This is a genomic window from Nonomuraea gerenzanensis, assembly GCF_020215645.1.
GTDB lineage: Bacteria > Actinomycetota > Actinomycetes > Streptosporangiales > Streptosporangiaceae > Nonomuraea > Nonomuraea gerenzanensis.
The window spans coordinates 6,850,091-6,862,536 of the sequence record NZ_CP084058.1 but is presented as its reverse complement, the minus strand read 5'-3'; the positions used below and the strand labels follow the sequence as shown (position 1 = coordinate 6,862,536).

At 72.2% G+C, this 12,446-nt stretch carries 13 protein-coding genes; 7 read left to right on the top strand and 6 right to left on the bottom strand.

Going from position 1 to position 12,446, the window contains the following annotated elements; translation table 11 throughout:
- Positions 1–25 precede the first annotated feature (25 nt).
- A complete protein-coding gene (locus LCN96_RS32085; protein WP_225266164.1) occupies positions 26–193 on the bottom strand; it encodes a hypothetical protein in 168 nt (55 codons plus the stop codon).
- Between the two features lie 198 nt (positions 194–391).
- Positions 392–2,245, bottom strand: a complete 1,854-nt coding sequence (locus LCN96_RS32080; RefSeq protein ID WP_225266163.1) for a glycoside hydrolase family 15 protein — start codon at positions 2,243–2,245, stop codon at positions 392–394.
- A 332-nt stretch (positions 2,246–2,577) separates the two neighbouring features.
- Here LCN96_RS32080 and LCN96_RS32075 point away from each other — a divergent pair, with 332 nt between their 5' ends.
- Positions 2,578–2,976, top strand: coding sequence for a hypothetical protein (locus LCN96_RS32075; protein WP_225266162.1), 399 nt, complete (start codon positions 2,578–2,580; stop codon positions 2,974–2,976).
- Positions 2,977–3,014: 38 nt separating this feature from the next.
- Positions 3,015–4,538, top strand: a complete 1,524-nt coding sequence (locus LCN96_RS32070; RefSeq protein WP_225266161.1) for an alpha/beta fold hydrolase — start codon at positions 3,015–3,017, stop codon at positions 4,536–4,538.
- Here LCN96_RS32070 and LCN96_RS32065 read toward each other — a convergent pair.
- Both LCN96_RS32065 and LCN96_RS32060 read right to left on the bottom strand, forming a co-directional pair.
- Positions 4,484–5,740, bottom strand: coding sequence for a sensor histidine kinase (locus LCN96_RS32065; RefSeq protein WP_225266160.1), 1,257 nt, complete (start codon positions 5,738–5,740; stop codon positions 4,484–4,486). The genes LCN96_RS32070 and LCN96_RS32065 overlap by 55 nt on opposite strands.
- Positions 5,741–5,743: 3 nt before the next feature.
- Positions 5,744–6,400, bottom strand: coding sequence for a response regulator transcription factor (locus tag LCN96_RS32060; RefSeq protein WP_225266159.1), 657 nt, complete (start codon positions 6,398–6,400; stop codon positions 5,744–5,746).
- 127 nt (positions 6,401–6,527) lie between these two features.
- Here LCN96_RS32060 and LCN96_RS32055 point away from each other — a divergent pair, with 127 nt between their 5' ends.
- The 4 genes from LCN96_RS32055 to LCN96_RS32040 all read left to right on the top strand — a co-directional run bounded on the left by LCN96_RS32055 (position 6,528) and on the right by LCN96_RS32040 (position 9,472).
- Entirely contained in the window at positions 6,528–6,935 is a 408-nt protein-coding gene (locus LCN96_RS32055; protein WP_225266158.1) for a winged helix-turn-helix transcriptional regulator, read from the top strand.
- A gap of 138 nt (positions 6,936–7,073) precedes the next feature.
- Positions 7,074–7,637 carry an NADPH-dependent FMN reductase gene (locus LCN96_RS32050; protein WP_225266157.1) on the top strand — a complete coding sequence of 188 codons (564 nt, stop codon included), beginning with the start codon at positions 7,074–7,076 and terminating at the stop codon, positions 7,635–7,637.
- A gap of 37 nt (positions 7,638–7,674) precedes the next feature.
- On the top strand, positions 7,675–8,739 hold the full coding sequence (locus LCN96_RS32045; RefSeq protein WP_225266156.1) for an LLM class flavin-dependent oxidoreductase: 1,065 nt from the start codon (positions 7,675–7,677) through the stop codon (positions 8,737–8,739).
- Between the two features lie 16 nt (positions 8,740–8,755).
- Positions 8,756–9,472: an NADPH-dependent F420 reductase gene (locus LCN96_RS32040; RefSeq protein WP_225266155.1), complete on the top strand. Its 717-nt coding sequence runs from the start codon at positions 8,756–8,758 to the stop codon at positions 9,470–9,472.
- A 63-nt stretch (positions 9,473–9,535) separates the two neighbouring features.
- Here the strand turns inward: LCN96_RS32040 and LCN96_RS32035 are convergent, their stop codons facing one another.
- The gene (locus LCN96_RS32035; RefSeq protein ID WP_225266154.1) at positions 9,536–10,807 is read right to left on the bottom strand and encodes an MFS transporter; all 1,272 of its coding nucleotides are present in this window, start codon (positions 10,805–10,807) and stop codon (positions 9,536–9,538) included.
- A 55-nt stretch (positions 10,808–10,862) separates the two neighbouring features.
- Between LCN96_RS32035 and LCN96_RS32030 the strand changes: the two genes are divergently transcribed.
- Positions 10,863–11,873, top strand: a complete 1,011-nt coding sequence (locus LCN96_RS32030) for an ArsR/SmtB family transcription factor (protein ID WP_225266153.1) — start codon at positions 10,863–10,865, stop codon at positions 11,871–11,873.
- A 40-nt stretch (positions 11,874–11,913) separates the two neighbouring features.
- Here LCN96_RS32030 and LCN96_RS32025 read toward each other — a convergent pair whose 3' ends face one another.
- Positions 11,914–12,366 (bottom strand): hypothetical protein, encoded by a 453-nt coding sequence (locus LCN96_RS32025; protein WP_225266152.1) that lies wholly within the window; start codon positions 12,364–12,366, stop codon positions 11,914–11,916.
- Between the last annotated feature and the right edge of the window lie 80 nt (positions 12,367–12,446).

Genomic DNA, 12,446 nt, shown 5'->3' with positions numbered 1-12,446 from the left:
GCGAACGGCGCCACCCGGCCGGGGTTCAGCAGCAGTAGAAGGTCGCGCACGAGCCGCACGCGGTGCCGGTGCCCGAGCTGGTCGGGGACGAGAGAGGCGGAATCTCCAGTTCCAGGTCGCCGATCACCAGGTCGAACACGTCGTCGGTGGTCTGGTCCGAACGGACCTCGGTCTTGTCGTCGAGAATCTGCATGAGTACCCCTTCTCTCGCAGTGAGCGGCGAACTCCGGCGTCCCCGGCGCCTCCGGCCCGGCCTCCGTCCGCCAGTGCGGAAGCCCGTGGTGCGGCCGGGAGCGTGACGCCGGCGGCTTGCTGCCGGAGTCCTGGGCGGATCGAGGTTCACTGTAGAGATGGGCGGTATGTCGGGAGTATGTCGAATGGCGTTGCGTGGCTAGCCGAGTGCGTGATCGAGGTTGAAGGCCGCGCTGATGAGCGCCAGGTGCGTGAAGGCCTGCGGGAAGTTGCCGAGCTGCTCGCCGGTGTGCCCGATCTGCTCCGCGTACAGGCCGAGGTGGTTGGCGTAGGTGAGCATCTTCTCGAAGGCCAGGCGCGCCTCGTCGATGCGGCCCGCCCTGGCCAGCGCCTCGACGTACCAGAACGAGCAGATCGAGAACGTGCCCTCCGGCCCTTCGAGTCCGTCAGGGCTGAGCCGGGGGTCGTAGCGGTAGACGAGGGAGTCGGAGACCAGGGTGTCGCCGAGCGCGTCCAGGGTGGACAGCCACTTCGGGTCCGTCGGCGAGACGAACTTGGCCAGCGGCATCATCAGCACGGCCGCGTCCAGCACCTCGTCGTCGAAGTGCTGGACGAAGCCCTGCAGCCGTTCGGACCAGCCGTGCCGCATGATGTCGCGGTAGATGGCGTCGCGGCTCTCGCGCCAGCGCGGGATGTCGGCGGGCAGGCCGCGCTGCAGGGCCACGCGCATGGCCCGCTCGATGGCGACCCAGCACATGAGGCGGGAGTAGGTGAAGGTCTTGCGCCCGCCCCGGGTCTCCCAGACGCCCTCGTCGGGCTGGTTCCAGTGCTCGCAGACCCAGTCGACCAGCGTGCACAGCTCCTCCCAGCGGCGGCTGGAGATGGGCGTGCCCCACTTGTTGTAGAGGTAGACGGAGTCGATGAGGGCGCCGTAGATGTCGAGCTGGAGCTGGTCGACGGCCGCGTTGCCGATCCTGACCGGCGCCGAGCCCCGGTAGCCCTCCAGATGGGGCAGCTCCTCCTCGGGCAGGTCGCAGCGGCCGTCGATGCCGTACATGATCTGCAGCGGCCCGCCCGTGCCGGTGCCCTCCAGCCGGACGTGCTGCTCCAGGAAGCCCATGAACGCCTCGGCTTCCTCGGTGAAGCCGAGCCGCAGCAGGGCGTAGACGCAGAACGCGGCGTCGCGCACCCACACGTAACGGTAGTCCCAGTTCCGCCGGCCGCCGATCTGCTCCGGCAGGCTGGTCGTCGGCGCGGCAACGATGCCGCCCGTCGGCGCGTACGTGAGCAGCTTGAGCGTCAGCGCCGAGCGGTGCACGATCTCCCGCCACCGGCCCCGGTACCGTGAGGCCGACAGCCACTTGCGCCAGAATCCGACCGTGGCGGTGAACAACTCCTCCGCCTCCTCCAGCGGGCAGCCGCGCGTCTCGACGCCGGGGGAGAGCTGGTCCAGCGCGAACACGGCACGCTCGCCCTCGCTCAGCACGAACCTGCTGCGCGCGTCGCGGCCGTCGTGCTCGACGGCGACGCTGGAGGACAGCATGAGCGTGAGCGACGACGACGCGAACACGATCAGCCCGCCGTCCTGCGTGACGGTGTGCGGCTGCCGCGCGTAGTCGAAGCGCGGCGCCACCAGCGCGCGGAACGGCAGCGTGCCGCGCACGCAGCTGACGCGCCTGATCAGCCGGTGCCGCCCGGCCTCGGTGGCGCCGCCCTCGACGGGCATGAAGTCCTGGATCTCGCCCACGCCGTCGTCCGCGAAGAAGCGGGTGATCAGCACGTTGGTGTCGGGGAAGTAGAACTGCTTGGTCGTGTACGGCACGTCGGCGGCCAGCTCGAACGCCCCGCCCCGGTCGGCGTCCAGGATCGAGCCGAACACCGACGGGGCGTCGAAGCGGGGACAGCAGTACCAGTCGATGGTGCCGTTGGTGCCCACGAGCGCGACCGTGCGCAGGTCGCCGATCAGCCCGTGCTCGCCGATCGGCAGGTAGCGGGGGTCGCCGGGATGGTCGTGCCCGCCGTTCGCGGGCGGGGCGCTGTCAGCTGCCTGCATAGGAACAACGTAGGCAGCGATGGAGGCGACGTCTCGGGGGCGCGCCCGGATTCCCGCACGACCCCTGCCGCCGCTCGCACCGCCCGGCTCAGGCTGCACGTCCTCTCGAGGTGGTACAGCGCCGGCCCGGCCCGGTCGCCAGTAGGTGAGGCCGATGTGGCCGAACGATGGGCCCCACCCTCAGGTAGTGAGGAGGTGCACTGAGCGAGGCAGGCGGCGGGGGGGTGCCACACCACCTATGGACGGCATATGGCCCGTGGATCGGCTCTTCATAGGTGCCTGCCGGTAGATGTGAACACCCTCGGAAACTCCGCAGCGAGAGGATCACATCGATGAGACGTGGCAAGACCCCCGGCCTGGCCGCCGGGCTGGCGTGCGCGATGCCGGCGATCGACAACCTGGCGAAGACCGACGGGGTGGTGGGGGCCATCGGCGAGGTGTACGTCGACGGCAAGCGGGTGAGATCAAGGGCCCGCCCGGCCACGGCTACCACCCCGACGCCAAGGGCCGGCCGCGGCAGTTGCCGCAGCCGTTCCCGAACCTGTGCGGCGGGACGGTCTCCTCGGCCTCCGGCGGCCTGCCCGGGATCAGCTCCACCACTTTCTCCACGGCCGAACGGGCGGATCCAGCTCGCGGTGGCCGCCACCCTCAAGGCCGACAACGAGCACGCGATGGCCGTCGGCGACGCCACCACCAAGGCCGCCGAAGCCGTGCTCTGCCCCGGCCGATGACCGAAGCCGACCGTACCGACCAGGAAAGAACCACTGACGTGAAACGTTGGACCAAGGTGCGCCTCGGCGTGCTGAGCTGCGCGCTCGTGAGCGCCGCCCTCCCCGGCACCGCTGTCGCCGACGAGGCATCTCCCGCCGTCGAGTGGAAGGCCTGCCCGTCCTACTCCGATGCGGCGATCACCGCCATGGGCTATCCCCAGGAGAAGACAGCGGCGTTCCGCGCTCTGCTGAAGCGCCTGGAGTGCGGGACGGTGAGCGTCCCCCTGCATTACGGCGACCCGGACGGCCGGCAGATCACCATCGCGGTCACCCGGCTGGCCGCCACCGACCAGGAGCACCGGCTCGGCGCCCTCGCCGTCGCCCCGGGCGGCCCCGGCCAGCCCGGCTACCTCGATCCGCTCCGGGTCACGCTCACCAACACCGACAGCGCCCGGCTGAACGAGCGGTTCGACCTCATCGGCTTCGACCCCCGGGGAGTGAACTACAGCACCAAGGTCGACTGCGCCGGCTCCGGGCAGCTCGGTGGCAGCGCCGGGCCGCTGACGAAGGCCGCCGCCAAGCGGAGCTACGACGCCGAGGCCGCCGGCAACCGGGCCTGCGGGCAGAGCGACCCCGCCTTCCTCGGGCAGCTCACCACCGTGAACGTGGCCCGCGACCTCGATCTGGTGCGAACCGCGTTGGACGTGCCGAAGCTCAACCTGCTCGGCGTCTCCTACGGCACCTGGCTCGGCGCGGTCTACCGCAGCCTCTTCCCCGCCCGGACCGGCCGCGTCCTGCTCGACAGCCCCGCCTCCCCGGGAGACAGCCTCGCCGCACACGAGGAGGCACGCGTACGGGCCACCGAGCGCAACTTCCCGCGCTTCGCCGCCTGGCTCGCCCGCCACCACCAGACCTTCGGCCTCGGCACCACCGCACGACAGGTCCGCGCCACCGTCCTGAAACTGGGCCGCGACCACGACCGCCACCCCAGGACCTTCACCGACCTGAGAACGCCCATCGACGGTGGGTCGATCGCCGCGCTGGCCGCCAAGACCTCACGCGAGTGGCCGCAGGCGGGCAAGGCCCTCGCCGAACTGCGGAAAGCGACCGGCACCACCGCGCCGCCCGCCGTCAAGCAGCTCTTCAGCCCCCAGCAGCCCGCACCCGTCCCCGGCGCGACGGAATGGGTGAACATGACCATGAACCGCGCGGTCAAGTGCAACGAGGACCACAGCCGGCTCAGCTTCCCCGCTGCCTGGGCCGCCTACCAGAAGCTGCTCAAGGACAACCCGGTGACCGGCCGCGCCTCCTTCTTCGGCGCCGGCTGCGCCGGCTGGCCGCTGCCGGCCCAGACCACCCGGCTGCGCCACGGCGGCGGGCCGCTGATCCTGGCCGCACACCGGTACGAGTTCATGTCCCCCTACGAGTACGCCGCCCAGATGCAGGCCGAGATCGGCGGCAGGATCTACACCATCGACGACGACGCGCACTCCTCGGCCCTGCGCGCATGCACCGCCGACCTGGTCGCCTACTTCACCACCGGCCGCATCGACCGGGGTTGCCCCGGCGCCGAGGTGCCGTGACCCGGTGACGGTGCTCTCCCGGGCCTGACCAGCGGGAGCTCCACGGTGATGTCGAGCCCGCCTCCGGCGCGGGCGGTGACCGCGAGCCGTCCCCCGTGGGCGAGGGTGATCGCGCGGACGATCGTCAACCCCAGCCCGAGGCCGTCGGTGCGCACGCGGGTGCCCTGCCCGTGCACGAACGGCTCCAGCAGCGTCTGCGCCGCCTCGGGCGGGATCTCGCGGCCGGTGTTGGAGATCCGCAGCACGGCGTGCGCGCCCGTTGCGCCGGTCTCGACGACGAGGTGACCGCCCGCGTGGTTGTAGCGGACGGCGTTGTCCACCAGGTTGGAGACCAGGCGTTCCAGCAGCACGGGCTCGCCGGTGACCGGGGCCGGCCGGAGGCGGGGCCGTACCATGACGTCGGCGCTCGCGGCCCGCGCCCGCGCGGCGTCGAGGACGGCGGCCGTGACGGCGGCCAGGTCGGCCGGTTCCCGCGCGGCCAGGCCGCCCTGGCTGCGGGCCAGCAGGAGCAGCCCGTCCAGGATGCGCTGCATGTGCTCGACGGCGTCGCGGACGTCGCCGGCCATGGTGAGCAGCTCGGTGCGGCTGGGGTGGTCATCCAGGGTGACGTCGATCGCGGTGCGGGCGGTGGTCAGCGGGGTGCGCAGCTCGTGGGCGGCGTTGGCGGTGAACAGCCGCTGGCTGTCCAGCACCTGGTCGCGTTCGGCCATGCCGCGCTGGATGCGGTCGAGCATGTCGTTGACCGTGCCCGCCAGCGCCGACAGCTCGTCGGCGGGGGCGGTGACCGGGACCCGTTCGGTGAGGTTCTCGGCCGACAGCCGGCGGGCGGTGGCGGAGATCACCCGGATCGGGCGCAGCACCCGCCCGGCCACCAGCCAGGCCAGGACGGCGGCCAGGGCGGTCACCACGACGAGCGCCAGCCCCGCCTGGGGCAGCAGCGCGGACAGGGTATCGGCCTGCACCCGGTCGGCCAGCTCGCGCAGGTCCTGCGGCTGCGGCACCAGCTGGAGGGTGCCCTGCGGGTCGGGGCCGGTCGGGTCCAGGTGGGTGACGAGCGCGGGGCGCCGCTTCATGAGCAGGTAGGTCAGGCCGGTCAGCGCGGCCCCGGCGGCCAGCACGAGGGCGGTCTGCAGCAGCGCGAGCCGGGCCCGTGCCGTCAGCCGGGCCCGGGCCGTCAGCCGGACCGTTCTGAGCCGGAGCACCCGTCAGCCGCCGATCCGGTAGCCGGCGCCGATGACGGTCTCGATCAGCGGCGGGTCGCCGAGCTTGCGGCGCAGCGTGCCCACCGTGATCCGGACCGCGTTGGTGAACGGGTCGGCGTGCTCGTCCCACACCCTCTCCAGCAGCCGCTCCGCGCTGACCACGTCCCCACCTGCGGCCAGCAGCTGCTCCAGCACCCCGAACTCCTTCGGCGTCAGCCGCAGCAACCGCCCGTCCCGCTCGGCGCTGCGCCGGGCCGGATCCAGCACCACGCCACCGGCGCGCAGCACCGGCGGGCGGGCCGGCGCGCTGCGCCGCACCAGCGCGTGCACCCGCGCCACCAGCTCGGAGAACGCGAACGGCTTGCCCAGGTAATCATCCGCGCCCAGCATCAGCCCGCCCACCCGATCCTCCACCGCGTCGGAGGCGGTCAGCATCAGCACCCGCGACTCGCCCCGCCGCACGAGCGAGCGGCACACCTGATCGCCGTGCACGAGCGGCAGATCCCGATCCAGGACCACCACCTCGTACGGCGTCAGCGCACACTTGTCCAGCGCACTGCGGCCGTCCAAAGCCACGTCCACCGTGAAACCGTGCTTGCGCAGCCCCGCCTCGATGTATCCGGCGAGGGGCTGCTCGTCTTCGACCAGGAGCACCCGCATCCGGGCAGTATCGCAACGTCCACATATGGACCACATATGGTGCGCGCAGGCGGCACCGGGCATAGCGCGCCTCATCCAGGGGTTACTTCTGGTCACCGACGACACGACGACACAGGAGGCGGGGGGCATGTCGCACCAGACCGAGGCGGACAGGGTGCTGCGTTCGCTGGGCAGGACGTGCCTGGAGCACGACCCGGAGATGCTGCGATCCGTGCTGGACCGGGTGGGTGACAAGTGGAGCCTGATCCTCATCGGGTTGCTCGACAAGGGGCCGATGCGCTTCACCGAGCTGCTGCGGACGGCGCCCGGGATCTCCCGCCGCATGTTGTCGCTGACCTTGCGGGGCCTGGAGCGTGACGGGCTGGTCAAGCGGGTCGTCTTCCCGGAGATCCCGCCACGGGTCGAGTACGAGGTCACGCCGTTCGGCCGCACCCTGTCGGAGCCCGTCCTGACGCTCGCCCGGTGGGCGGCCGCCAACGAGGACACGATCCGGGCCAACCGCCGTGCCTTCGACGAGGCCGCCGGCCTCGACTGAGGCGCCGACGGTCTACTCCGTGTGACCAGGGTTCCGTTGAAGTGACCGATCACCGGCGTGTACTCAAGTAGTCCTGCGGGACGGCGCCGCCATGCCTCCCGCCATGACGAACACACCCCGTGTTGAAAGGACCCTGCAATGACCCGTGTCGGCATCATCCTCGGCAGCACCCGTCCCGGCCGCAACGGCGAACAGGTCGCGCGGTGGGTGCTGGAGCACGCCTCCCGCCGCACCGACGCCGCCTTCGAGCTCGTGGACCTGATGGACTACCCGCTGCCGCACCTGGACGAGCCCATTCCGCCCCCCTACGGCCAGTACCGCAACGAGCACACCAAGGCGTGGGCCGCCAAGATCGCCTCCTACGACGGTTTCGTCATGGTGACGCCCGAGTACAACCACTCCACCTCGGGCGTGCTGAAGAACGCGATCGACTACCTGTTCGCCGAGTGGAACCACAAGGCGTTCGGCATCGTGTCCTACGGCAGCGTCGGCGGCGCGCGGGCGGCGGAGCACCTGCGGCTGATCGGCGGTGAGCTGAAGCTCGCCGACGTCCGCACCAACGTGGCCCTGTCACTGTTCACCGACTTTAAGGACTTCAGCAGGCTCGCGGCCGGCGAGCACCAGGTGGCCGCCCTGTCGACGATGCTCGACGAGGTCGTGGCCTGGAGCCGTGCCCTGGCCCCGCTCCGCCGGGCCGCCTGACCCCGCGGCCCGCGTACCGACGACGAAGGGGAGGACCGTGACCGACCGCAGGACCGCACGCCCGCGCTTCCAGCTCGGGCTCAACTCGTTCGGGGAGGTGGCGACGGACGGCGGGCGCGTGCTCGACGACGCCGAGACCGTGCGCCTGCTCGTGGAGGAGGCCCGGCTGGCCGAGGCGGCCGGGCTGGACGTCTTCAGCGTGGGGGAGCACTACCGGGAAGGACACAACGACTCCGCGACCCCGGTGCTGCTCGCCGCGATCGCCACCGCCACCGGCAGCATCGGGCTCGGCACGTCCGTGACCGTGCTGAGCACGAACGATCCGGTGCGGCTGTACCAGCAGTTCTCCACGCTCGACGCGGTCTCCGGCGGCCGTGCCCAGATCGTGCTGGGCCGCGCGTCCGCGGCGGAGTCGTTCCCGCTGTTCGGCTACGACCTGGCCGACTACGAGCGGCTGTTCGAGGAGAAGCTCGACCTCTTCCTCAAGCTGGAACGCGAGGAGGAGGTCACCTGGTCGGGCACGGTGCGGACACCGCTCACCGGGCAGCGGCTGCACCCGCGCATGCGGCCGGGCGGCATCCCCACCTGGATCGGGGTGGGCGGCAGCCCGGACTCCGTGCTGCGCGCCGCCCGCCACGGCCTGCCCCTCATGATGGCCATCATCGGCGGACGGCCCCAGCGGTTCGCCAGGAACGTCCGGCTCTACCTCACGGCGCTGGAGCGCTCCGGCCATCCCGAGCTGCCGATCGGCCAGCACTCGCTCGGCCTCGTCGCCGACACCGACGAGGAGGCCGTGGAGACATGGTGGCGGTACTGGCAGCCCGTCGTGCGGGCGCTCGCGGCCGAGCGCGGCTTCTACGCGCCGGACCGGGAGCGGTACGAGGCCGAGCTGCAGGACGGCGCGCTCTTCGTCGGATCGCCCGAGACGGTCGCCCGCAAGATCGTCAGGATGGCCCGCGAGCTCCACCTGAGCCGCTTCGACCTCAAGTACGACATCATGCACCTTCCCCGCGACGCCCGTGCCCGCACGATCGAGCTGCTCGGCCGTGAGGTCGCCCCGCGCGTGCGCGAGCTGCTCGCGGCCGACCCGGTCCGCGCATGACCACCCTGGAGCGACCATGAAACCCGGCGACCTCCGCACCATCGGCATCCTCGGCGCCGGCAAGGTCGGCACCGTCCTGGCCCGCCTCGCCGTCGCGGCCGGCTACCGCGTCCTGATCGCGGGCTCGCGGGAGGCCGCCCGCATCTCCCTCATCGTCGAGGTCGTCACGCCCGGCGCGATCGCCGTGACGGCGGCGCGGGCCGCGGCCGAGGCGGACGCCGTGGTGCTGGCCCTGCCGCTCGGCCGGTATCGCGAGCTCCCCGCCGAGGCGCTGCGCGGCAAGCTGGTGCTGGACGCGATGAACTACTGGCAGGACGTGGACGGGGCACGCGACGACCTCACCGACCCGCGTACGTCGTCCAGCGAGATCGTCCAGGCGTTCCTGCCGCACGCCCGGGTCGTCAAGGCGTTCAACCACGTGGGCTACCACGACCTGGAGGAGGGGGCCCGGCCCGCCGGCGCGCCCGGCCGCCGCGCGATCGCCGTCGCGGGCGACGACCCGGCCGACGTCGAGGCCGTCGCCGCGATCGTGGACGCGCTGGGCTTCGACCCGGTGATCGCCGGATCGCTCGCCGAGGGCGTCCGCACGGAACCGGGGACGGAACCGTTCGGCGCGAACGCCGGGGCGGCCGAGCTGCGTGCCATGCTCGACCGTTTCCCCGAGTCGCGGCGCGGGCGCGAGGTGCTCCGCGCGCGGGGCGGGGCGACGTCGTCGTCCTGCCCCGCGCGCTGATCCGCGTGCCGGGCCGGCGGCGCGTTCGCGCATGTGAGAGGCGCCGCTTCGTGACCAGGGGGCTCAGCGCGGCTTCGCGCCGGTGCCGGCCGCTGCGGGGGAGTCCGGTACGGACGCCGCCCTGGGACGATGCCGCCGGGCGACCGCCGCGGCGCCGGTGCCGCCGGCGACGAACAGGACGGCCAGCGCGAGCCACCCCACGGTGCCGTGTTCGACGGCGGTGGCGGTGACGAGCACCGGTGACACCATGGCGGCGATCGCGTAACCGGTCTGGCTGAGCCCCTGGTAAGCACCCGCGTTGCGCTGGTCGGCCAGCTCGAAGGCCATGCCCCAGCCGCCCGCCTCCCCCAGGATCTCGCCGAGGGCGTGCGCGAACCCGGCCAGGAGAAGCAGCACGCAGGCGGTGACCACGTTCCCGTACCCCGCCAGCGCGTACAGCCCGCAGGCGAGCGCGAGCAGCCACGACGCGCGCCGGACGGCGATCCCGGCACGACGGACGTCGTGGACGCCCCGCGAGACCCGCACCTGGAGCACGGCCACGACCACGGTGTTGAGCACGAGCAGCACGGACACGACGGCGGTGGGAGCGTGGGTGGAGGCCACCCACAGCGGCACGCCGACCGTCAGCAGGCCGAACTGCACGGCCACGACGGCGTTGCACGCCACGCTCGCCAGATACGTGCGGTCCTTGAGCGGTGACGGCCCGCCAACGGGAGCTTGGTCCTGGGCCGGGGCGGCCATGCGGGCCGCGAGCTCCGGCACCCGGGAGCCGAGCCGCGCCAGCGGCACCGAGGCCGCCAGCAGCAGCACTCCTGAAGCGATCATCGCGGCCCGGTAAGCCACGGCAGTGCCCGCCAGGAGCGCCGAGGCGGCGGCCAGGGTGCCCAGGCCGATGAAGACGTTCGTGACCACGCGCATCCGCGCCCGGACCACCACCCGTTCAGGGCCGGTGTACCACCGCGCCAGCATCGCCTGCTTCGAGGTGCTGCTCGCCGAGCGCATCAGCGCGGCCAGGCAGGCGACCAGGGTGAAACCGACGGCGTCGGAAGCGAGCGTGTAGGCGAGCATCGCCAGGCCGTTGCACAGCGTCGCCACCGTCTGGACGCGATGCGCGCCCACCCGGTCGGCGAGCCACCCCGACGCGTACGAGGCCAGCACCCCGGCGCCGCCCGCGATGCCCAGCCCCAGGCCCACGGTCGTCGCGCCGAGCCCGATGACCAGCGTGAAGTACAGCGTGCTGACGGTGTAGAAGACGCCGCTCGACAGCGCGAACGCCATCGTGCTGAGCGTCAGTGAGCGGCCGACACGGTCCTCGGGGAAGAAGGTTCGGATCACGGCCCGTTTCTCTCGCACCGTGGGCCCGGAAACCAATGATGTAGCGTATGGCTACATGGTCGCGGTACGAAGCGGTGGGGTCATCGCGTACGAGCTGGCCGGGATGGACGTCGCCGAGGTGCGCTTCGCCGCCTCCCCGATCAACGAGCTGACCCTGTCCCTGCGTACGTTCCGCGACCCCGGCCGCTATCCGGTGCACCTGCCCTGGCTGCGGCGCACCGAGCACGTCCGGGCCACGCTGGACCTGCCGCTGCTGCGCGCCCTCACCAACGACGCGATGTGGTCGCCCGACTATCTGACACCCCGGCCGTACGCTCCCCTCACCCGCATCGACGACGAGCTCGCCGCCGTCGCCCGCGTCCCCCTGGAACGCATGCTGGACGACCTGCGCGCCCTGCACCCCGGGCGGCTGCCCGCACCGTTGCGGGGCGACCCGGCGGTCGTGCGCGCACGCATCACGGAGGCTCTGCGGGCGTACTGGCGAACGTGCTTCGCGCCGTGGTGGCCGCGCATGCGGACGGTTCTGCAGGCCGACATCATCTACCGCGGGCAGGTCATCTCCGCGCACGGTCTGGCGGCGATGTTCGCCGACCTCAGCGAGCGCGTCCATCTGGACGCGGGCGTCGTACGCGTCCGCCTGGTCAGCAACGCCGGCTACCGCAGGTCCACCGGCGGCGAGGGGCTCACCCTGGTGCCGACGCTCTTCAGCAGGGGCGTGACCGCCCCGATCTCACCGGGAGAGCCGCCTCTGATCATGTACGGCACCCGCGGCGCCGGAACACTCTGGCAGGCGGAGCCCCGCCGTTCCCCGGCGGCACTCACCGAACTGCTCGGCGCGACACGCGCGGGCCTGCTCACGGCGCTGGAGACACCGGCGTCCTCGACCGAGCTGGCCGGCCGCCTCGGCGTCACCGCCTCGGCCGTCAACCAGCACCTGCGGGCGCTGCGCGATGCCGGCCTGCTCAGCAGCGCCCGTCACGGCCGCTCGGTGCTGTATCTGCGTTCGGAGCTGGGGGACGCGCTCATCACGGGCGGGGCGGCGGACGGCGCAGGGGACGCGCGGTGACGGCCGCGCGGTCCCCGTCGGGCAGGTGCCGGTAGCCGGATCACCCGTTGAACGAGATGTTGGACAGCGTGTTCACCTTCACGGTGGTGATCTTCACGTGCCTCATCACCACCCGCGCCGAGCCCGCCGGCTTGCTGCAGCCGAAGTACAGCCGTTCGAGGCTGCCGGGATAGGTGTGCACGACGTTGAGGAAGACGGCGTGCTCCCCGTTCGGCGCCAGCGTCACCTGGGTGATGTCGCCGTCCCCGCCGGGGCCGGTGTGCAGGGTGCACTGGTAGGTGATCGTCGAAGAGCCGGTGTTCACCGCGTACAGCTTCGCGGTCATCGTGTAGTGGCCCGGATCCATGAAGAAGTTGACCTCCTTGCTCGCGCCGTCGTGCAGGATCTCGTTGTCCCAGCGGCTCGTCACGTCCGGCGGCACCGCCGCGGCCGAGCCGGCGTTGCCCGCCAGCAGCGCGCCCGCGGCCGCCACGGTGGCCAGTACGGCGGACACGCGCGCAGCGCGACGGCGTGACGGGGCGATCGAGGACATGGTCATGTTCAGGTCTCCTGGGGGTGAGTCGTGACGTCGAG

What these genes read in the sequence shown, in the direction of transcription:
- LCN96_RS32060 (WP_225266159.1), bottom strand. Translation starts at nt 6,400, where the DNA reads ATGCGGGTGCTCCTGGTCGAAGACGAGCAGCCCCTCGCCGGATACATC.
- LCN96_RS32085 (WP_225266164.1), bottom strand. Translation starts at nt 193, where the DNA reads ATGCAGATTCTCGACGACAAGACCGAGGTCCGTTCGGACCAGACCACC.
- LCN96_RS32030 (WP_225266153.1), top strand. Translation starts at nt 10,863, where the DNA reads ATGGTCGCGGTACGAAGCGGTGGGGTCATCGCGTACGAGCTGGCCGGG.
- LCN96_RS32055 (WP_225266158.1), top strand. Translation starts at nt 6,528, where the DNA reads ATGTCGCACCAGACCGAGGCGGACAGGGTGCTGCGTTCGCTGGGCAGG.
- LCN96_RS32050 (WP_225266157.1), top strand. Translation starts at nt 7,074, where the DNA reads ATGACCCGTGTCGGCATCATCCTCGGCAGCACCCGTCCCGGCCGCAAC.
- LCN96_RS32075 (WP_225266162.1), top strand. Translation starts at nt 2,578, where the DNA reads ATGAGACGTGGCAAGACCCCCGGCCTGGCCGCCGGGCTGGCGTGCGCG.
- LCN96_RS32080 (WP_225266163.1), bottom strand. Translation starts at nt 2,245, where the DNA reads ATGCAGGCAGCTGACAGCGCCCCGCCCGCGAACGGCGGGCACGACCAT.
- LCN96_RS32040 (WP_225266155.1), top strand. Translation starts at nt 8,756, where the DNA reads ATGAAACCCGGCGACCTCCGCACCATCGGCATCCTCGGCGCCGGCAAG.